The organism is Paraburkholderia bryophila (assembly GCF_003269035.1).
Taxonomy (GTDB): domain Bacteria; phylum Pseudomonadota; class Gammaproteobacteria; order Burkholderiales; family Burkholderiaceae; genus Paraburkholderia; species Paraburkholderia bryophila.
In genome coordinates, this window is record NZ_QLTK01000021.1 from 77,180 (window position 1) to 97,032 (window position 19,853).

Below are 19,853 nucleotides of genomic sequence, written 5' to 3' on the forward strand. Positions count from 1 at the left end.
AGCAGGGTGGCCGGCTCAACGCGAAGCCATGCATAATCGCAGCGCATCCCGCCAGTCTGGCGCACGGACACCAAATGTGTTTTCCAGCTTGTCGTTCGACAGACGCGAGTTGGCCGGCCTCTTGGCCTGCGTCGGATACGACGAAGCCGGAATAGGATGTACCACCGGCTTCCTCCCGCCCTCCGTGAGCGCGAAAATCGCTTCGGCGAAACCGTGCCAAGACGTCACGCCGGAAGCCGTCAAGTGATAGACCCCCGAGTTTCCCCCCCACCACTCCGCCCACGCGTCATTCTCGTGCATGATCGCCTGCGACAGCACGTTTCCGGTCAGCGTTGCAATCGTGTTCGACCAGGTCGGTGCGCCTAACTGGTCAACCACGACATTGATCTCCTCACGCGAAGCGCCCAGCCGCAGCATGGTCAGCAAAAAGTTCTTGCCGCGCGTGCCGTACACCCAACTGGTGCGAAAAATCAGATGCGCACAGCCAACCGCGGCAATCGCTTGTTCCCCTGCGAACTTGCTCTGGCCGTACACGTTCTGCGGATTTGTGGCGTCGTCTTCGACGTAGGCGACGTCTTTGGTGCCATCGAAAACGTAGTCCGTCGAATAATGAATCAGCGGTATGCCCAGTCGCGCCGCCTCCTCAGCCAATACAGCAGGTACGTCCGCGTTTAGCAGCATCGCAACGCTCACGTCTGTCTCAGCAAAATCAACCGCCGTATAGGCAGCGGCATTGACTATGAGGTTTGGCTTCAATTCTCTCACCGCGCGGCGCACCTGATCGAGATCGCCAAGATCCAGATCGGCGCGGTCGAGCGCGGTGACTTTGCCAAGCCCTTGCAAGCTACGCATCAGTTCGAAGCCAACCTGTCCGTTAGCGCCCGTCAACAAAATGGTTCGCTGCTCACGCATTATCATTGCATATCCTCAGGCAAAGCAGTCGGCTTCAGACAGATGCTTGCCTGCCGCATCTTTCGCCGCGAGGATTGGCTCGAAATCAATGGGCCAATTGATGCCGATCTCCGGATCGTTCCACGCGATGCTGCGCTCGTGTTCGGGGAACCAGTAGTCTGTCGTCTTGTAGAGGAATTCGGCGACCTCCGACAACACCACGAAGCCATGCGCGAAACCTGGCGGAACCCAGACCTGCCGATGATTCTGCGCATTCAGCCTTACGCCCGCCCATTTGCCGAAATTCGGTGAGCTCCTGCGCAGGTCGACAGCAACGTCGAACACTTCACCTTCCACCACGCGAACAAGCTTCCCCTGTGTGTGTTGAATCTGATAATGCAGCCCGCGTAGCACGCCCTTCGCGGAACGCGAGTGGTTGTCCTGCACGAACTCCACATCGGTCCCGATATGCTCGGCGAACTCACGCGCGTTGAAGCTCTCGAAGAAAAATCCACGAGCGTCGCCAAACACCTTCGGCTCGATGATCTTGACTTCGGGGAGCAGCGTTGAGGTCACTTGGATGGCCATGTGCCTTGGTCCATAATAATGTTTTGTAGGTATTTGCCGTAGGCGTTCTTCGCAAGCGGCGCGGCGAGTGCCGACAGTTGCTCTGCGTCGATCCAACGCCGACGGTACGCGATCTCTTCCGGACATGCGACCACCAACCCCTGACGCTTTTGCAGCGTGGCAATGAAGGTCGCGGCATCAATTAGCGAATCGTGCGTGCCGGTGTCGAGCCACGCATAGCCGCGCCCCATGATCTCGACGTTGAGTTCTCCGCTCGCCAGGTAATGGGAATTGACATCGGTGATTTCGAGCTCGCCACGGGGCGATGGCTTGATGGCCGCAGCAATATCGCAAACCTGGCTGTCATAAAAGTACAGCCCGGTCACCGCGTAATTGGAACGAGCTTTGACCGGCTTCTCCTCGATCGACACCGCGCGGCATGCGTTGTCGAATTCGACAACGCCATAGCGCTCCGGATCTTGCACGTGGTAAGCAAACACGGTGGCGCCTTGATCCTTGCTATCGGCGCGTTCGAGCTGCCGCGCCAGGTCGTGGCCGTAGAAGATGTTGTCGCCGAGAATCAGCGCCGACGGATCTTGACCCACGAAATCGCGGCCAATAATGAAGGCCTGCGCGAGACCGTCCGGCGAAGGCTGAACAGCATACTGAATGTTCATGCCCCACTGGCTGCCGTCGCTGAGCATCGCCTCGAAACGCGGCGTGTCCTGCGGTGTGGAGATGATCAGTACGTCACGTATCCCCGCTAGCATCAGCGTGGATAGCGGGTAGTAGATCATCGGTTTGTCGTAGACCGGTAGCAACTGCTTGGATACGACATGCGTGATCGGATACAAACGTGTGCCAGACCCACCCGCGAGAATAATCCCCTTGCGTCCCATTGCTGTGCCTTTACGCGCGCGACGCGTAGTTGGTCTCTACCCACTTCCGGTACTCACCCGAAGCGACTTCGTCAGACCATGCCTGGTTTTCCAGATACCACTGGACCGTCTTGGCAAGACCCGTTTCAAATGTCTCCACCGGCTTCCAGCCGAGTTCGCGTTCGAGCTTGCGTGCGTCGATGGCGTAACGGCGGTCGTGGCCCGGGCGATCCTTCACGTACGCAATCTGATCACGGTACGAGCCGGACGCCTTCGGACGCAATTGGTCGAGCAGATCGCACAGTGTATGCACGACGTCTAGATTCTTCTTCTCGTTCCAGCCACCCACGTTGTACGTCTCACCCGGCATGCCGCGCGCGAGCACTTCCCGAATCGCGCCGCAATGGTCGCCGACATAGAGCCAGTCGCGCACGTTCAGACCGTCGCCGTACACCGGCAGAGGTTTGCCGCCAAGCGCATTGGCAATCATCAGCGGAATAAGCTTCTCGGGGAACTGGTAAGGACCGTAGTTGTTCGAGCAATTCGTGGTGAGCACCGGCAGGCCATACGTGTGATGGTAGGCACGTACGAGATGGTCGGAACCAGCCTTGGTTGCGGAATATGGACTATTCGGCGCATAAGGCGTGGTTTCCGAGAACTGCGGATCCGTTGCAGACAACGAGCCGAAGACTTCGTCGGTCGACACGTGCAAGAAACGGAATTCGGCTTTTTCTGCATCGCCGAGCGTGTTCCAGTAGTTGCGACTCGCTTCAAGCAACGTGAAAGTACCGACCACGTTGGTCTGCACGAAATCGGCCGGACCATGAATCGATCGATCCACATGGCTTTCGGCCGCAAAGTGCAGCACCGCGCGCGGCTTATGCCTTGCGAACAGCACGTCGAGCGCGGCACGGTCGCAAATATCGACCTGCGCAAACACGTGCTGAGGATTGCCTTGTTGCGATTTGAGCGTGCCCAGATTACCGGCGTACGTCAGCTTATCGACGTTCAGCACCGCTTCGTCCGACGCGTTAAGCCAGTCGAGCACGAAATTGGCGCCGATAAAGCCGGCACCGCCCGTTACCAGGATCATGAGATTTCCCGTCCAGATGTTAGTGGCGGATCGCAATCTATGCGCCGATCCGCTCACCCCGCGTTGTGGTATTCGATTCTCGTCAGCGCCCGGCTTTGCCGCCTGCACAGAGGAGCAGACACTTAGACGCCGATCTTTATTAAGCCGCGATTATAAAGCCGTCAGGGGCAAAAACGAGAACCCTAACAACTTGAAACAGCTTGACAGTGCTGGCTTGCACTGGCGGGAACAGCACTCAGCTGGGATGCATAAAAACGCGCGCGTGACGCGGGGTGTCTCGCGACGCGCTTAGGCCGCCAGCATCCAGCGCAACGTCTCCATGAACGGAATCGACTCAACCTTCGGCGCCAGCGAACGCAGCTTCGCCGGCGAGCCAGCCAGCATCTTGACGTCGGTTTGCCGCACAAAGGCGGGATTGATCTGAATGTCGAGCTCGTGGCCGGTCAGTTCGCTCGCGGCGCTCAATATCTCGCGCAACGTGTACGGCGTACCCGTACAGACGTTGACCGTCTCGGACGACACCTCGGACGCAAGCAGCGCCTCATAAGCCCCCGCCACATACCTCACGTCCGAAAAATCACGCGCGACATCGATATTACCCAGTTCGATCTGCGCTTCACGCCGCGCGAAATGGTCGACGATCTTCGGCACGAGGAAGTTCGACGTCTGCCCGCGCCCGGTGTAGTTGAACGGCCGCGCGATCAGGATCGGCAGGCGGTCGAACCAGGTGCGCACCATGGTTTCCATCGCCGCCTTGCTGGCCGCGTAATGATTGACCGGCGTGACCGGGAAGCTTTCGTCGATCGCGCTGCTGGTCACATTGCCGTAGACGTTCGCACTGCTCGCAATCAACAGCTTGCGCGGCGTGTGGCCGACCGCCGCGCAGGCTTCCAGCAGATTCAGCGTGCCGATCACGTTGACGCGGTAAAAATCGAGCGGATCGTTATGCCCGACAAAGCTGATCGCCGCCAGATGGACGATATAGTCGGGCCGCGCGAGCTCGATCACGCGCCGGCATGCGTCCGGCGACGTGATGTCGAGACGCAGACGCGTGGGCGTTTCCTGCGCGTCGCGCGCACCGACGGTTTCGATCACGGTGTGGCCGCGACCCAGCAGTTTCTCGACCAGATAGCGGCCGGTAAAGCCGCTCGCACCGGTCACGAGCGTGCGGATGGGCGGCTGCGGCTGAGACGGCGACATGCTTGCTGTGTTCACGAGGGACGTCCTGTTGTATTGCAATATCACGGGCAGCTTGCGGCGCGGGCGCGGACGGCGCGCGGGCCGCCTTGCGCCACCGGCCTCGGAGGCCGTGCGGTGCGATATTCGTGCATCAAACGGGCTATTATGTCACGCTAGCTTGTTGCACTGCTCAACGCGGCACGACGCGTGCGTCACCGCGTGGTTCGAACCGTACTCACTTCCTCGATGACACCCGCCACCACGCTTTCCTCCCCCTCCCCGCCCCCTCTCGCACCGCTCGCGTTCGGCGATCTGCAAGGCTGCCGCAAGCCGTTCCAGCAACTGTTGGCCAAGGCCGCGCCGCCGGCCGGCACGCCGCTGTGGTTCGCGGGCGATCTGATCAACCGCGGCGCCGAATCGCTCGCCACGCTGCGCGACATCATCGCGCTCGGCGAACGCGCGGTGCCGGTGCTGGGCAATCACGACCTGCATCTGCTGTCGGTATCGGCGGGGATCCGCAAGTTGAAAAAGGGCGACACGATCGCCGAAATTCTCGCCGCGCCGGATGCCGAGGACCTGCTCGAATGGGTCCGCCACCGCCCGCTCGCGCATTTCGAGCACGGCATGCTGATGGTGCACGCGGGTGTCCTGCCGCAATGGGACGCGACCCTGACAATGGAACTCGCCGACGAGTTGCAGCGGGCGCTGCGCGCGCCGAACTGGAAGGAAACGCTAGCGGGTCTGTACGGCAACGAGCCGAATCGCTGGTCGCCGGATCTGAAAGGCATCGAGCGGCTGCGCTTGACCTGCAGCACGTTGACGCGCATCCGTTTCTGCAACGCCGAAGGCGTGATGGATTTCAGCAGCAGCGGCGCACTGAGCGCGGCGCCGCCGGATTGCATGCCGTGGTTCGAGGTGCCGTCGCGCAAGACGGCAGACGTCACCGTGGTGTTCGGTCACTGGGCCGCGCTCGGTTTGACCGTGCGCGACAACCTGGTCGGGTTGGACTCGGGTTGCGTATGGGGCGAGAAATTGTCGGCCGTGCGGCTGACGCCAAACCCCGCGGAACGCACGCTGACCCAGGTCGACTGCGAGAGCTGCCGGGTGCCGGGCGGCGGTAACTAGGAGAGTTCTTCCGCCGTCGCCGCGCCGACCTTCGCCGTGCCGCCCTGCATGGCCAGCAACGCCGCCGCGATCACCCCTTCCGCTTGCGCGGCCAGCGTGCGCCGGTCCGCGCCAGGCGGGATCGCCGCGCCGACGTACACATGCGCGGTCAACGGGCCGCCGCTCAGCAGCAGATTCAGCGAATCGGCCAGCGAAAGGTCGTCGATATACGCCGGCGCGGTGGATTGCCGCCCTTGCGCGTCCTCGTACATGATGCACAGCGGCTGCACCGGCACCGCGGCCGACACGGCCGCCTGAAACATATTCGCGTGGAACGGCAGCAGCGCGAGTCCGTTCGACGTCGTGCCTTCGGGAAACACGCACATCAGTTCGCCCGCGCTCAACCGCTCCGCCAGTTCATGCATGATGCGCTTCGCATCGCTGCGCTTCTCGCGCTGAATGAACACCGTGCCGAGCTGCTGCGCGAGCCAGCCCACCACCGGCCATTGCCGGATCTCCGCCTTCGAAACAAACGGCGTGGGCCGCCACGCATTGATCACGTAGATGTCGATCCACGAAATGTGATTGGCGACCACCAGCGCGCCGCGTTCGAGCCGCGCCGCGTCGTTATGCACGACCAGCTTCATGCCGCACAAACGCAGCATTTTCAGCGACCACCGGCGATTCAGCGCCTCGCGCGTGGCGGCGTCGGCTTTGGGGAAACGTGTCGCCACGGTCCACATGCCGTGCAGCAGATGCGCGACGAGACGGGCCTTGCGTAACGCGAGCTTCATGGTCGGAGCTTTCCGTAACTGGGCGATGCCGCGGATATTAGCGCTGTTCGAACGCGACGTGACCGGCCACGACTGTCGCACGCACGCGCGCCGGCAGTTCGTAGCCGAGGAACGGCGTGTTGTGCCCCTGGCTCTTCAACGCGCGCGGCTCGACGCGCCAGTGCGCGTGACGATCGAACACGCACAGGTCGGCCACGCCGCCCACGGCGAGGCGGCCGGCTGCCGGCAAGTTCAGCACATCGGCCGGCGCCGTGGTGATGCGGTTCAATGCCTTGGCGAGCGGCACACCGGCTTCGTCGGCCCATTTCACCGTCAGCGACAGGAACAGCTCCAGGCCGGTTGCGCCCGGCGTGGCTTCCGCGAACGGCAGCAGCTTTTCGTCGTCGTCGACCGGCGTGTGATCGGAGCAGATCGCGTCGATCGTGCCGTCGACCAGACCCGCGCGGATCGCTTCACGATCGCGCTGCTGACGCAGCGGCGGGTCGAGGCGGAACTGCGCGTCGAAATAGCCGATGTCGAGATCGATCAGATGCACGTGATTGACGGTGACGTCGCACGAAACCGGCAGGCCCTCGGCCTTGGCCGCGCGCATCAACTCGATGCCCGCCGCCGACGACACATGCGGCAGATGCACCCGCGCGCCGGTCACGCGCACGAGTTCGAAAATCGTATGCAGCGCGATGGTTTCGGCCGACACCGGCACGCCCGACAAACCCATCCGCGACGCCAGCGCACCGCTCGCGGCCACGCCGCCTTTGCCAAGATAGGCATCCACCGGACGCAGCCACACGGTGTAACCGTAGGTCTTTGCGTACTGCAGCGCGCGCATCAGCACTTGCGTGTCGACCACCGGCACATCGGCCTGCGAAAAGCCGATGCAGCCCGCCTCCGTCAACTCGACCATCTCGGTGATGACCTGGCCTTTGAGGCCGACCGTCAACGCGCCGAGCGGATACACATGCGCCTGGTTCAGATTGCGCGCGCGGAACTTGAGCATCTCGACGAGGCCCGGTTCGTCGAGCGTCGGATCGGTGTCCGGCGGACACACGAGGCTCGTCACGCCGCCGGCCAGCGCCGCGGCCATTTCGGATTCGAGCGTGGCCTTGTGTTCGTAGCCCGGCTCGCGCAAACGCGCGGACAGGTCGACCAGACCCGGCGCGATATGCAAACCCTTCGCGTCGATCGTTTTCGCTGCGTGAAAATCGGCCGGGGCCTGACCGATCGCGACGATCTTGCCCGCCGCGATAAAAATGTCCTGCTGCTGTTCGGTGCCCGCTGCCGGATCGATCAGCGTGCCGCCTTGAATATGAATCTTCATGCGCTGCCTTTATTAATCGTGATTACCCGCGACGATTCCCATCACCGCCATCCGCACCGCGATACCGAACGTCACCTGGTTCAGAATCACCGATTGCGGACCGTCGGCCACCTGCGAATCGATTTCGACGCCGCGGTTCATCGGCCCCGGGTGCATGACGATCGCGTCGGGCGCCGCGAGCGCCAGGCGCTCCGGCGTCAGGCCCCAGCTCTTGAAGTACTCCTGCGCCGACGGCAACAGCGCTCCGCTCATCCGCTCGTTCTGCAGACGCAGCATGATGATCACGTCGACGTCTTTCAGACCTTCGTCGAGGTTGTGGAACACCCGCACGCCCATCTGTTCGAGACCGCCCGGCAGCAGCGTGCGCGGACCGATCGCGCGCACTTCCGGCACGCCGAGCGTGGTCAGCGCATGAATGTCCGAACGCGCGACCCGCGAATGCAGAATGTCGCCGACAATCGCCACGCGCAGCTTCGTGAAGTCTTTTTTGTAGTGGCGGATCGTGTACATGTCGAGCAGACCCTGGGTAGGGTGTGCGTGACGGCCGTCGCCGGCGTTGATCACATGCACGTGCGGCGCGCAATGCTGGGCGATCAGGTACGGCGCGCCGCTCGACGCGTGACGCACGACGAACATGTCCGCGTGCATGGCGGAGAGGTTGTTGATCGTGTCGAGCAGCGACTCGCCCTTGCTGGTGGACGAGGCGTTGATGTTCAGATTCAGCACGTCCGCCGAGAGCCGCGTGGCGGCGATTTCGAAGGTGGTGCGGGTGCGGGTCGAGTTCTCGAAGAACAGGTTGAACACCGACTTGCCACGCAATAGCGGCACCTTCTTCACTTCACGATCGGTCACGCTGACGAATTGGTCGGCGGTATCGAGAATGTGATTGACGATCGCCTTCGGCAAACCCTCGATCGACAACAAATGTTTGAGCTCGCCGTTTTTCGTGAGCTGCGGGTTGCCCTTCAGGAAGCCGTAGCGGAAGCGCTCGGTGGCGCTGTCGGCGGAATCCCTGGGAGCCTGGGTGGCGGTGTTCATGGTGTACCTGCTTCAAATACGGGCTTCAACGTGATCGATGTCGATGCGGACTGCGTGTGACGATGCCGGGCCGGTTGCTGCGTCCATTGCGATGCGCGTTGGCGCGATATCGCAGCGCGCCGTTCAATCGACGCGCGCCTCGGTGTGGAACGTGAAACGCGGGTCGCCGGCTTCAGCGTTCGCGCCGCCGCTCGCGCTGCGAGCCAGCACGAGCGTGGCATCCGCCGGCACCTCCACCACGCCGCCGACGAAACGCGCCGCGACCGGCAACTCGCGTCCGCCGCGATCGGCGAGCACCGCCAGTTCGACCGATGCCGGACGGCCGTAGTCGTACAACTCGTTCAACGCCGCGCGAATCGTGCGGCCGGTGTACAGCACGTCGTCGACCAGCACGATACGGCGGCCGTCGACGGAGAACGGCAGCGAGGTCGGGCTCGCCTGCGAATGCAGACCCTTCTTCGCGTAGTCGTCGCGATGCAGCGCAACGTTCACCACGCCGAAGCTCGGCAGGTTCAGATCGCGCGCAAGCCGTTCGGCGAGCCACGCGCCGCCGCTATGGATGCCGGCCAGCACCGCGCCTTCGGCGCCGTCCTGACTCGCGCCAAGCCGGTCGCCGTACACCGCGCGAATCTGGTCGAACAACGCGCGATAAAGCGCTTCGGCGTCAATGGAACTCATGATCGTCGGACAGTCCGTCTAGATATTGCTGGAGGATGATGCTGGCGGCTTCGGCGTCGAGCAGGTCGGCGCGGCCGTTGCCGGCGCGGATTTCCGCCTTCGCCTCGACCGACGAATAGCGTTCGTCGATCCACGTGACGGGCAGATTGAAGCGGCCGTTCAGCTGATTGCCGAAGCGCTTCGCGAGTTGGGTCATTTCGTGCGGCGTGCCGTCCGGGTGCATCGGCAAGCCGACCACCAGCGCGTCCGGTTTCCACTCGGCGATCAGCTTGCCGACCGCTTCGAAGCGATACTCGCGACTGCGGTTCTGCACGATCACGAGCGGCCGAGCGCTACGCGTCAGCGAATTGCCGACCGCCACGCCAATGCGTTTTTCACCGTAGTCGAACGCAAGCAGCGTCGCCTCACGTCCGCCCGCCAGGCTCATGCGTGACCTGCTTCGCCCGACAGCATGGACAAATTGATGCCGAGCAGCGCGAGCGCCGCTTCGAGACGCTCTTCGGCGGGTACGTCGAAGACGATTTTCGGGTCGGCCTCGACCGTCAGCCAGCCGTTCTTCGAGATCTCTTCTTCGAGTTGCCCGGCAGCCCAGCCGGCGTGGCCGAGCGTGAGCAGGAAACGTTCCGGACCGGTGCCGCTCGCGACCGCTTCGAGCACGTCTTTCGAGGTGGTCATTTCGAGGCCGCCCGGCACCGACATGGACGACGTATAGGCATTGCCGTCTTTAGGATCGTGCAGCACGAAGCCGCGCTCGGTTTGCACCGGGCCGCCGAAATACACGGGCACATGGAGAAGAGGTTCGATCTCGAGTTTGAGATCGATGCGACTGAAGAGCGCTTGCAGGTCGATATCGGTCGGCCGGTTGATGACGAGGCCGAGCGCGCCGCGCTCACTGTGATCGCAAAGGTAGACCACCGTTCCTGAAAACGTCGGATCGGCCATGTTCGGCATGGCGATCAGGAACTGGTTGGTCAGATTGATGCGATCGGTACTCTTGGACATAGTTCGGATTTTAGCAAAGACGATGCAGGATGGCGGGCTTTGAGCGTGGAACCGCGATGTGTGCCATGAGGTGTGCCGCGAGCCATCGACGGCGAATCAGGTTGCACTCTATCACGCACGCGCGCGTGTGCCATGGCGCAGGCTTCGCGGCGTTTCGCGCGAGCGTGTGGATGGGTCGGCGGGCCGCGTTTTTGCTATGGGCGAATCCGTGTGTTATTCGCCGCCCTGCTCGATCGCGCGCGTCAACGCGGCGAGGCCGGCCAGCGCGGCGCCACCGCCAGCCGGGGCGACACCGGCGGCCACTTTGTGCAGCGTCGCGCGCAACGCTTCGGCGCTTTGCTCCAGGGTACTCGCCGCCGGCGCACCGACGATCACGTGCGCACGTACCGCGGGCGTCGCGACCGCGGCATGCGCGCGACGTCGCCACGCGAGCCCCAACGCATCGGCCAGCAGCGCCACATGACCGAGGCCCAGCGCGCACGCGGCGGCGCCGAGGCGGTAAGCGGCGTCGCCGGCTTGCAGCGCTTCGCTGGGATCGGCTTTCTCGGGCTGGTCGGCGGCCCGGGCATGCTCGGTCAACGCGGAGATCGAGGCATCCGCGGTCTGCAGAAAATCTTCGTACGCGTGCGAGTTGACCGCCAGCACACCTAACTCGCGCGTCAGCATGCTGCGCGCCGCGTTGAGCGATTGCGCCTGCACGGCGCCCGCCTCCCAAAGCATTTCCGAAGCCTGGGTGCCCGCGACGTGCCAGTCGACCGTCAAGCCATAGTCGTGCAGCACTTCGACCTGATCGGCGTCTTCGGCGGCGGCGCCGAAGAGGGCGTAATCACGCCACAGTAGCGCCAGCGTGGCCCGCACCAGCGAACGCGGCGCGCGCTGGATACCGCGCGCATGATCGGCCAGCGCGAGATTGCAGCGGGCGTAGAAACGCCGCGCGTCGAGTTCGCCGGTGGCGCGCCCACCCACACGCAACGCCTTCGCGCAAGCTTTGGCGAGCCGCCAGAAATCGTAGGGGTCGGGGCCGGCGAGTTCGGTAAGCACGGCGTCGAGTTCGTCGAGCGCCGCGTTGGTGAGCGCCCGCGCGGCCGCGCTGCCCGTGTCGGGCTGCGCGCGCAACACCGGCAGCAGCGCGCGTTCATAACGCGCCCGCAGATGAGCCAGTTGCTCGGCGGACTGCGCGTGCATCGACACCGGCGGCACCGGACGCGCGGTCAGCGCGAGATCTTCGAAGACCACGGAGGAGCCGGGCGTGTGCTCGGACAGGTGCGCACAGACCGCGCGGTAGTGATTGAAAAGCGCCGGCGAGCAGGACAGCTCGCGCAGATTGTGGCGTTCGAGCGCCGCACGGAAATCACCCAATGCCGCACCGAACACCGCGCGCGCATTGTCGGCGCCGGACGGATCGTCTTCCGAGAGCGGCGACAGCCGCACCAATGCGTCGGCGAAGCGCTGCGCGCTCAGCCAGCCGGCCGCGCGCAACGCGTGCGACGCGCGCAGCAGCGCCGAGGTGCTTTCGGTATGTTGCTCGAACGCCAGCGACGCTTCGGCCAGCGCAAGCTCGGCGGGACGAACCGCGCCGCCGCGTGGATTCGGCAAGGCGTCGAAGGAAACGGGTGCGGCGGGTCGTGAAGTCATGAGCGGGCGACAGGAAGCTGACGGGCCGCCGCTTCGCGCCGCACGCTGACTGCTCGGCTAGCGCGCGAACCGGTGACAGGACAATGACAGATTACCGCTGCGGAAGGACACTCACGGCGCGCCTGGTAACGGTTGCGCGCCGCCGGATCGCAACCTCAGATCTGGACCATCTCGAAGTCTTCCTTGCGCGCGCCACATTCCGGGCAAGTCCAGTTAATGGGGACGTCCGCCCAACGGGTGCCCGGCGCAATGCCTTCGTCCGGCAAGCCGGCTTCTTCGTCGTAAATCCAGCCGCAAATCAGGCACATCCAGCTTTGATATTCCATTCTTGTGTCGCGCAGTAGAGTCCGTGGAAACGGGAGCCATGATGGTACCGTGTTGCCGCCCCAATGCCTAGCAATCAGAAACGCGCGGGCGTAGCGTGCCGCAGCCTTTGCTTATGCCGTTTGCGTCGGCTCAAAAACGCCGTGACGGCGGCTTGCCGCACCGGCGCGGGCGCTCGCACACGACCACGCGCGCAGGCATGCGAAAAAACGCCCTCGCGACGGTTTAGGCCGCATAATTGAGCCAATAGCGCGCGGTCCGCGCCCAAATTTAGCTCCTTTTTGCAAATTTTCATGCCCAGCGACACGCCCCCGATCGTCCTCACCTTCGGCCTCTCCGATCCCACCGGCGGCTCCGGCCTGCAGGCTGACCTGATGACCCTTGCCAGCATGGGCTGCCATGGCGTCTCCGTGCTCACGGGCTACACCGTGCGCGACTCGGCCAGTTGCGACGAGGTGACCGGCCTCGACCCCGAAGTCGTCGCGACTCAAGCGCGCATGCTGCTCGAAGACATGCCGATCGCCGCCTTCAAGGTTGGTGCCTGCACACGCGCGGAAGTGGTGAGCGCGATTGCCGAAGTGGTCGCCGACTACGACGACATTCCGCTGATCCTCGCCCCCGACTTCACGCTCGACGACGAACACGTCCTCGCCGCGGACGAACTGCGCGAAGCGATCGCCGACCTGCTCGCGCCGCAAACCACGCTGCTGGTGGCGGATGCAACCACGCTGCTCGCCCTGGCCCAGCCCGACGGCGACGCCGAAGCGCCAACGTTGGACGCGGCGATCTCGCACCTGCTGTCGCAGGGCTGCGAATACATTCTGTCGACGGAAACGGGCACGCATCGGCTCGTGAATACGCTGTTCAGCGAAGACGGCCAGTTGCGTCAGGACATGTGGGATCGCGGCAGCCATCGGATCATGGGGTTGACGGACACGCTGGGCTCGGCGATCGCCGCATTGCTCGCTAACGGCCAGGAACCGGCCGAGGCGGTGCGCGAGGCGCAGGAGTATCTGTATCAGGCCGTTCGCAATGCGTTCAGGCCCGGGATGGGCGCGTATCTGCCGGACCGGTTCTTCTGGGCGCGCAGCAGCGACGACGAAACGCCACCGACTACCGGCAAAGGTGCAGCGCCGGGTGAAGCGCGGCATTGAACCCGGCGCCAGGCGCTGAGGCTTCTCGTTGTTGAGATGGACTAGCGCCGCGATAGCGCACTCCTGAATGACCCGATGCCCGCATTCGTGCGGGCTTTTCTTTTTCCGCGCCAATCGGGCCTGCCCTCATCCCTCGCCCCCAAAAGCAAAAACCCGCATTTCCGCGGGTTTTTGCTTTTGGGAAGCACGCCTCACAGCGTGCCTCCCCATGTGTTTCAACCGAGCCTCTGACGAGGCCCAATCGAAATTACATGTCCATGCCCATACCGCCCATGCCGCCGGGCATACCGCCGGCCATCGGAGCATCTTCCTTCGGCAGTTCGCAAACAGCCGCGTCGGTCGTCAGCAGGAGACCCGCCACCGATGCTGCGTTTTGCAGAGCCGTGCGCGTGACCTTCGTCGGGTCCACGACACCGGCGTCAACCAGGTCGACGTACTCGCCGGTTGCTGCGTTGTAGCCGTAGTTGCCCGTACCGGCTGCAACCGCTGCCACCACGACGCTGGCTTCTTCGCCACCGTTCGTGACGATCTGACGCAGCGGTTCTTCCATGGCGCGCAGGACGATCTTGATACCTGCGTCCTGATCGGCGTTCGCGCCCTTCAGGCCGGCGATAGCCGTGCGAGCGCGGATCAGCGCGACGCCGCCACCCGCCACGATGCCTTCTTCCACAGCTGCGCGCGTTGCGTGCAGTGCGTCTTCGACACGTGCCTTCTTTTCCTTCATTTCGACTTCGGTCGCAGCGCCGACCTTGATCACTGCAACACCGCCTGCCAGCTTGGCAACGCGCTCTTGCAGCTTTTCACGGTCGTAGTCCGACGTTGCTTCTTCGATTTGCGTGCGAACCTGCTTCACACGTGCTTCGATGTTTGCAGCTTCGCCAGCGCCGTCGATGATCGTGGTGTTTTCCTTGCCCACTTCGATACGCTTCGCTTGACCCAGTTCGGCCAGCGTTGCCTTTTCGAGCGTCAGGCCGGTTTCTTCAGCGATGACTTGACCGCCGGTCAGGATCGCGATGTCTTCCAGCATGGCCTTACGGCGATCGCCGAAGCCCGGAGCCTTGACAGCAACCGTCTTCAGAATGCCGCGGATGTTGTTCACCACCAGCGTTGCCAGCGCTTCGCCTTCGACGTCTTCTGCGATGATCAGCAGCGGACGGCCAGCCTTGGCGACCTGTTCCAGGACCGGGAGGAGGTCACGAATGTTCGAGACCTTCTTGTCGTGCAGCAGCACGAACGGGTTTTCCAGAACCGCGACTTGCTTGTCCGGGTTGTTGATGAAGTACGGCGAGAGGTAGCCGCGGTCGAATTGCATACCTTCGACGACGTCCAGCTCGTCTTGCAGCGACTTGCCGTCTTCGACCGTGATCACGCCTTCCTTGCCGACCTTGTCCATCGCTTCAGCGATACGATCGCCGATCGACGAGTCGCTGTTGGCCGAGATCGAGCCGACTTGCGCGATTTCCTTGTTCGTCGTGCACGGCTTGCTGATCTTGCGCAGTTCTTCGATTGCAGCTGCAACAGCCTTGTCGATACCGCGCTTCAGGTCCATCGGGTTCATGCCCGATGCAACGTACTTCATGCCTTCGCGGACGATCGACTGAGCCAGAACCGTTGCGGTCGTGGTGCCGTCACCTGCGTTGTCGCTGGTCTTGGAAGCGACTTCCTTGACCATTTGCGCGCCCATGTTCTGGAGCTTGTCTTTCAGTTCGATCTCTTTCGCGACCGAGACACCATCTTTGGTGACCGTCGGGCCGCCGAAGCTGCGTTCCAGGACCACATTGCGGCCCTTCGGACCCAGCGTGACCTTCACAGCGTTCGCGAGGATATTCACGCCTTCAACCATCTTGGCACGGGCGGAATCACCGAATACGACGTCTTTAGCTGCCATCTTCTAACTCCTTGAATTCTTTGGGATATGACCGGGAAAAGTAGCGACCAGCGCTTACTTCTGCACCACGGCCATGATGTCTTCTTCGCGCATCACGAGCAGTTCGCTGCCGTCGACCTTGACGGTCTGGCCTGCGTACTTGCCGAACAGGACGCGGTCGCCGACCTTCACGTCGAGCGCGATTTGTGCGCCCTTGTCGTCACGCTTGCCCGGGCCGACTGCCAGAATTTCGCCTTGATCCGGCTTTTCTGCTGCGGCTTCGGGGATCACGATGCCCGACGCGGTCTTGGTTTCTTGATCCAGACGTTTGACGATCACGCGATCATGCAAAGGACGAAGGTTCATACATACTCCTCTCTTGATTGAGACTGAAGAACGCTGAGAAAACCCGGCTGGCGGAGCCAACCGGCGATGTTGTTAGCACTCTCGTGCAGCGAGTGCTAATTATATGGACGGGTGGTGACAAATTCAAGAAGGGATGGGGGGCGGGCGACGAGATTCCCCCGAGTTTCGACTTTGCGCCGCAGCAAAACGCTAAAGAAACGAAAAAATATCGTTTAAAAACAAGGCCACTAGCCCCGCTTCAGCGCCAGCTCGCAAGGAATCTGAAATATCTCCGCAGCAATCGACCCGGCCCGCGCGACGGCATCGGCCGGTACGAACACGTAAAACCGCCACAGATCCGCATAACGATCCTGCAACGCGCCGATCTCCGCGAACGCCGCGCTGCCGGCGTCGTTCAACAACGCGAGCCCGCGGCTCGTCTCCACCGGCACGGCCGCTTCCTTCATGGCCGAGAGCGCGGGGCAGTATAAGACCACCTCCGCGAACGGCAGGCCTAACTTCTCCGCCAACTCCTTTTCCACGGCCGCGCGTCGAGCACGCGACACATGGTAGCGGCTCACCCACTCCTTGCGCAGTTCCAGCGGCACGCTGTGCCCGGACACCACGTAGCCGCGTTTGAGCAGGTCGCGATTCAACGTACGCCGGGCGAGCGCGGCAGCGTCCGCGACGCCGCAACGCGCGAGACGATCCAGCAGTGTCCAGTCGTTGAGTTCGAGCAGATCGCCTTCAGCCAGCACGCCGTGATCGAGCGCGATCTCCACCGACTTCGAAATCATCGCGCCCGCGACCACCTTGGTGTGGTGATAGTAAACACGCTCGGTGAGGTAATACCGCAACCGCAGCACGCCGATGATTTCGGAGCGCGCGTCCGGCCGATCCATGCCATGCCTGGCGAGCCGGATCACCAGCCGGTCGGCGTGCTCGGCAAAGCAGCGGAAGATCCGGTCGTCGTAATTCTGCGAAAGTCCGGCGAAGAAACTATCGCGCCGCAGATAGTCGAGCAGATCGGCGTCGATGCTGCCCGACACGATGTCCTGCGCCCAGCGCGGCACGCTTTCCGGCGACGACAAACCCAGCAGTCCGCCCACCACGTCGCGCATGCCTAGCCGACCCAGCGCGGCGCCCAGTTCGCCGGCAAACATATCCGTGAGACGCGACCCTTTGTCATGCCGCGCGAACAGCCGGCGCTCGTCTTCCAGCGTGTGGCCGAATGGCACGTGCGTGACATCGTGAAGCAAGGCGGCCACGCCGATCGCGTCTTCAAGTTCAACGGGCACGGACAGGCCCGAGCGCCGCAAGCTCGCGACGATCCGATGCGCCACCGCGCACACGCCGATCGAGTGATCGAAGCGCGTATGCAGCGCGCCCGGATAGACGAGATGCGCGGTGCCCAGTTGTTTGATTCCGCGCAGTCGCTGCATGACCGGCAGATCGACAACCGCACTCTCGAGACGACTCAGCTCGATATCGCCATGGATAGGATCGCGCAGCAGCATAGGCATCCGGTTTCCGACTAGTTAAATGACGAAGCCGGATCGACATCCGGCAGAGTGGGAAAAGAAGTCGACGCCTGCATCGCCTCCATGACTTCGCAGGAGCATAGCGCGCAGCTTCGTAAGCCGCACGCATCCGCTTCACGCCGCCCTTGCCCGAGGCGTCCCGGCGGCATTAGCAAATAACGAATGTGGCTTTGTGCAGGGGCGTTGTCTGGCGTTACGATGCGCCCTTTGCAGATTCTTCCCGCATGTCAACCACCTTTGCGCCCTCCCCGGCCGTTGCATCGACGAGCGGCGCCGCAAGGCCCGTGATCCGATCGGCGGCTGACGTTTCCCACCTCGTCAATCAAGGGGCGGCCGCCGGCAGCGACGCCCGCATCGTCGTGGCGATCGCCCTCGGCGGTGTGTTTCTCGACGCTTACGATCTCGGTGCGCTCGCCTTCGGCCTCAAGGACGTCTCGCGTGAATTTTCGCTGACCCCGACCGGCACCGGACTGGTCGCGTCGGCGATTACGTTCGGCGCGATTTTCGGCGCGTTCTTCGGCGGATTTCTCACCGACAAGATCGGCCGCTATCGCGTCTTCATGGCCGACATGTTTTTCTTCGTGGTGGCCGCGCTTGCGTGCGCCTTTGCGCCCAACGCGTGGGTGCTGGGCGGGGCGCGCTTCGTGATGGGACTCGGCGTGGGTATCGATCTGCCGGTCGCGATGGCGTTTCTGGCGGAGTTCTCACGGCTATCGGGACGCGGCAACAAGGCTGCGCGAATCGCCACCTGGTGTCCTGTCTGGTACGCCGCGATCAGCATCTCCTATTTGCTCGTACTCGCGTTTTATTCGACGCTGCCGGCCAGCCATTCGGATTTGCTGTGGCGTCTGATTCTGGGGTTCGGCGCGGTGCCGGCCATCCTCATCATTGCCGTGCGTAGCCGGTATATCAGCGAATCGCCGGTGTGGGCCGCCAACCAGGGTGACCTGGAGAGCGCGGCGCGCATTCTGAAACGCTCCTACGGCATCGACGCGGAAGTCGCGGCGGATGCCAAGGCGACCATCCAGGGCGCGCCGGTTCGCGCCGGTTCATGGCGCAACTACGCGGCGCTGCTGCGCGGCGTGTATCTGCGGCGAACGGTGCTGGCTACGGTGATCGGCATCGCGTCGGCATTCGCGTACAACGCCGTGGCGTTCGGCTTGCCGGTCATCATTTCGAGCTTCCTCAAGCAGTCGATGCTGACCACGATCCTCGCTTCGCTCGCGTTGAATCTCGGCTTCGCTCTCGTCGGCGGCGTGATCGCGGTACGCATCGTGCCGAGAATCGGCGCGTGGAAACTCACGGTGCTCGGCTACGCACTCCAGTTAATCGCGTTGCTGGGACTCGCGATCGTGGGGCGCCCAACGTCGACGCCCGAGGTCGTGGCGGCCGTTGCGTTGCTCGCCGTCTTCCTGTTCGGCCAGGGCATCGGCCCCGGCTCGCACAGCATGACCTTCGCGTCGTTGAGCTACCCGACTTCGCTGCGGGGCGTCGGCGTAGGTTTCAACCAGACGCTGATGCGCGCGAGTTCGGCCGCGTCGCTGTTCCTGTTTCCGGTGCTGGCGGCCGCGCTGAGCACGCGGGTTTTCTGGATCATCGCCTTCGCGCCGCTGTGCGGTTTGCTGGCCTTGCTCGCGATCCGCTGGGAGCCGTCCGGCTACGACGTCGATGCGGAGGATTTCCAGCCCGGCGCAAAAGCGTAGGCGATCCGTCGTCCCACGCTTGCGACCGGCCCCCAAGGGCCGGTTTGCATTTCTACAGCCGCCTTACGCGCCAACCTTCAACAACACCGGATCGTTGCGATACAGATCCGGGAACATCTTCTTCAATGCCGCGACTTTCGGCATATCGTTGATCGCGATATACGGGTAATCCGGGTGCAGCGCGAGGAAATTCTGGTGATAGTTCTCGGCCGGATAGAAACCCTTGAAGTCCTCCACCCGCGTCACGACCGGGCCTGAAAACACGTGCGCTTTCTCGAGCTGCGCGATGTAGGCCTGCGCGACGCCGCGTTGCTGCGCGTCGGCGGGGAAAATCGCCGAGCGATACTGCGTGCCGTGATCGGGGCCCTGGTAATTCAGCTCGGTCGGATCGTGCGCGACCGAAAAGAAAATCTGCAGCAGCCGGCCGTAGCTGATCTGCGTCGGGTCGTAGGTGATCTGCACGGACTCCGCATGCCCGGTGTCGCCCTCGCTGACGGTTTCGTATTGTGCGGTGCCGGCCGCGCCGCCGGTGTAACCCGACGCCACCTGCTTCACGCCGCGCACGTGTTCGAACACGCCCTGCACGCCCCAGAAGCAACCGCCCGCGAACACCGCGGTTTCGCTATGCGCCGCGCCGGTTTTCTCGTCCTGCACGGGCGCCGGGATTTTGGTCACCGGCTCCGCGGAATGCGCGACGTGCTGCACGGCAAACACACTCGCCACCAACGCGGCGCACATCGCC

General features: G+C 63.3%; 20 protein-coding genes. 3 read left to right on the forward strand and 17 right to left on the reverse strand.

Features of this window, described 5'->3' with window-relative positions; genetic code table 11:
- Nucleotides 1–15: 15 nt before the first annotated feature.
- From rfbD to BX591_RS25310, 5 genes are all read right to left on the reverse strand, one after another.
- A complete protein-coding gene (gene rfbD, locus BX591_RS25290) occupies nucleotides 16–912 on the reverse strand; it encodes a dTDP-4-dehydrorhamnose reductase (RefSeq protein WP_420849414.1) in 897 nt (298 codons plus the stop codon).
- 15 nt (nucleotides 913–927) lie between these two features.
- On the reverse strand, nucleotides 928–1,479 hold the full coding sequence (gene rfbC / locus BX591_RS25295) for a dTDP-4-dehydrorhamnose 3,5-epimerase (RefSeq protein WP_111934065.1): 552 nt from the start codon (nucleotides 1,477–1,479) through the stop codon (nucleotides 928–930).
- Nucleotides 1,464–2,357 (reverse strand): glucose-1-phosphate thymidylyltransferase RfbA, encoded by an 894-nt coding sequence (gene rfbA / locus BX591_RS25300; RefSeq protein WP_111934066.1) that lies wholly within the window; start codon nucleotides 2,355–2,357, stop codon nucleotides 1,464–1,466. The genes rfbC and rfbA overlap by 16 nt, the downstream gene beginning before the upstream one ends.
- A 10-nt stretch (nucleotides 2,358–2,367) precedes the next feature.
- Nucleotides 2,368–3,429 carry a dTDP-glucose 4,6-dehydratase gene (gene rfbB / locus BX591_RS25305; RefSeq protein ID WP_111934067.1) on the reverse strand — a complete coding sequence of 354 codons (1,062 nt, stop codon included), beginning with the start codon at nucleotides 3,427–3,429 and terminating at the stop codon, nucleotides 2,368–2,370.
- A 288-nt stretch (nucleotides 3,430–3,717) separates the two neighbouring features.
- Nucleotides 3,718–4,629, reverse strand: a complete 912-nt coding sequence (locus BX591_RS25310; RefSeq protein WP_111934068.1) for a GDP-mannose 4,6-dehydratase — start codon at nucleotides 4,627–4,629, stop codon at nucleotides 3,718–3,720.
- A 225-nt stretch (nucleotides 4,630–4,854) separates the two neighbouring features.
- On the opposite strand from BX591_RS25310, the gene BX591_RS25315 reads away from it, so the two are divergent.
- Nucleotides 4,855–5,733, forward strand: coding sequence for a symmetrical bis(5'-nucleosyl)-tetraphosphatase (locus BX591_RS25315; RefSeq protein WP_111934069.1), 879 nt, complete (start codon nucleotides 4,855–4,857; stop codon nucleotides 5,731–5,733).
- On the opposite strand, the gene BX591_RS25320 is transcribed toward BX591_RS25315, so the two are convergent.
- The 8 genes from BX591_RS25320 to BX591_RS25355 form a co-directional block, all read right to left on the reverse strand.
- Nucleotides 5,730–6,506: a lysophospholipid acyltransferase family protein gene (locus BX591_RS25320; RefSeq protein WP_111934070.1), complete on the reverse strand. Its 777-nt coding sequence runs from the start codon at nucleotides 6,504–6,506 to the stop codon at nucleotides 5,730–5,732. The two genes, BX591_RS25315 and BX591_RS25320, sit on opposite strands and share 4 nt — an antisense overlap.
- Before the next feature lie 37 nt (nucleotides 6,507–6,543).
- Nucleotides 6,544–7,824, reverse strand: a complete 1,281-nt coding sequence (locus BX591_RS25325; protein WP_111934071.1) for a dihydroorotase — start codon at nucleotides 7,822–7,824, stop codon at nucleotides 6,544–6,546.
- Nucleotides 7,825–7,836: 12 nt separating this feature from the next.
- Complete coding sequence (locus BX591_RS25330; RefSeq protein ID WP_111934072.1) at nucleotides 7,837–8,862, reverse strand: aspartate carbamoyltransferase catalytic subunit; 1,026 nt, start codon at nucleotides 8,860–8,862, stop codon at nucleotides 7,837–7,839.
- 123 nt (nucleotides 8,863–8,985) lie between these two features.
- Nucleotides 8,986–9,540, reverse strand: coding sequence for a bifunctional pyr operon transcriptional regulator/uracil phosphoribosyltransferase PyrR (pyrR, locus tag BX591_RS25335; RefSeq protein ID WP_111934073.1), 555 nt, complete (start codon nucleotides 9,538–9,540; stop codon nucleotides 8,986–8,988).
- Nucleotides 9,527–9,967 carry a Holliday junction resolvase RuvX gene (gene ruvX, locus BX591_RS25340; RefSeq protein WP_111934074.1) on the reverse strand — a complete coding sequence of 147 codons (441 nt, stop codon included), beginning with the start codon at nucleotides 9,965–9,967 and terminating at the stop codon, nucleotides 9,527–9,529. The genes pyrR and ruvX overlap by 14 nt, the downstream gene beginning before the upstream one ends.
- A complete protein-coding gene (locus BX591_RS25345; protein WP_105507419.1) occupies nucleotides 9,964–10,542 on the reverse strand; it encodes a YqgE/AlgH family protein in 579 nt (192 codons plus the stop codon). Before BX591_RS25345 ends, ruvX begins: the two co-directional genes overlap by 4 nt.
- Nucleotides 10,543–10,755: 213 nt before the next feature.
- On the reverse strand, nucleotides 10,756–12,177 hold the full coding sequence (locus BX591_RS25350; protein WP_111934075.1) for a FimL-related protein: 1,422 nt from the start codon (nucleotides 12,175–12,177) through the stop codon (nucleotides 10,756–10,758).
- Nucleotides 12,178–12,332: 155 nt separating this feature from the next.
- Entirely contained in the window at nucleotides 12,333–12,503 is a 171-nt protein-coding gene (locus tag BX591_RS25355) for a rubredoxin (RefSeq protein ID WP_013338354.1), read from the reverse strand.
- Nucleotides 12,504–12,794: 291 nt separating this feature from the next.
- On the opposite strand from BX591_RS25355, the gene BX591_RS25360 reads away from it, so the two are divergent.
- Nucleotides 12,795–13,655 (forward strand): hydroxymethylpyrimidine/phosphomethylpyrimidine kinase, encoded by an 861-nt coding sequence (locus BX591_RS25360; protein ID WP_111934076.1) that lies wholly within the window; start codon nucleotides 12,795–12,797, stop codon nucleotides 13,653–13,655.
- A 247-nt stretch (nucleotides 13,656–13,902) separates the two neighbouring features.
- Here the strand turns inward: BX591_RS25360 and groL are convergent, their stop codons facing one another.
- From groL to BX591_RS25375, 3 genes are all read right to left on the reverse strand, one after another.
- On the reverse strand, nucleotides 13,903–15,543 hold the full coding sequence (gene groL, locus BX591_RS25365; protein ID WP_111934077.1) for a chaperonin GroEL: 1,641 nt from the start codon (nucleotides 15,541–15,543) through the stop codon (nucleotides 13,903–13,905).
- A gap of 54 nt (nucleotides 15,544–15,597) precedes the next feature.
- Nucleotides 15,598–15,888 carry a co-chaperone GroES gene (groES, locus tag BX591_RS25370; protein ID WP_025496518.1) on the reverse strand — a complete coding sequence of 97 codons (291 nt, stop codon included), beginning with the start codon at nucleotides 15,886–15,888 and terminating at the stop codon, nucleotides 15,598–15,600.
- 227 nt (nucleotides 15,889–16,115) lie between these two features.
- Entirely contained in the window at nucleotides 16,116–17,390 is a 1,275-nt protein-coding gene (locus BX591_RS25375) for an HD domain-containing protein (protein WP_111934078.1), read from the reverse strand.
- A 242-nt stretch (nucleotides 17,391–17,632) separates the two neighbouring features.
- Between BX591_RS25375 and BX591_RS25380 the strand changes: the two genes are divergently transcribed.
- On the forward strand, nucleotides 17,633–19,111 hold the full coding sequence (locus BX591_RS25380) for an MFS transporter (RefSeq protein WP_111934079.1): 1,479 nt from the start codon (nucleotides 17,633–17,635) through the stop codon (nucleotides 19,109–19,111).
- Between the two features lie 63 nt (nucleotides 19,112–19,174).
- Here the strand turns inward: BX591_RS25380 and msrA are convergent, their stop codons facing one another.
- Nucleotides 19,175–19,849 carry a peptide-methionine (S)-S-oxide reductase MsrA gene (gene msrA / locus BX591_RS25385; protein ID WP_111934111.1) on the reverse strand — a complete coding sequence of 225 codons (675 nt, stop codon included), beginning with the start codon at nucleotides 19,847–19,849 and terminating at the stop codon, nucleotides 19,175–19,177.
- Between the last annotated feature and the right edge of the window lie 4 nt (nucleotides 19,850–19,853).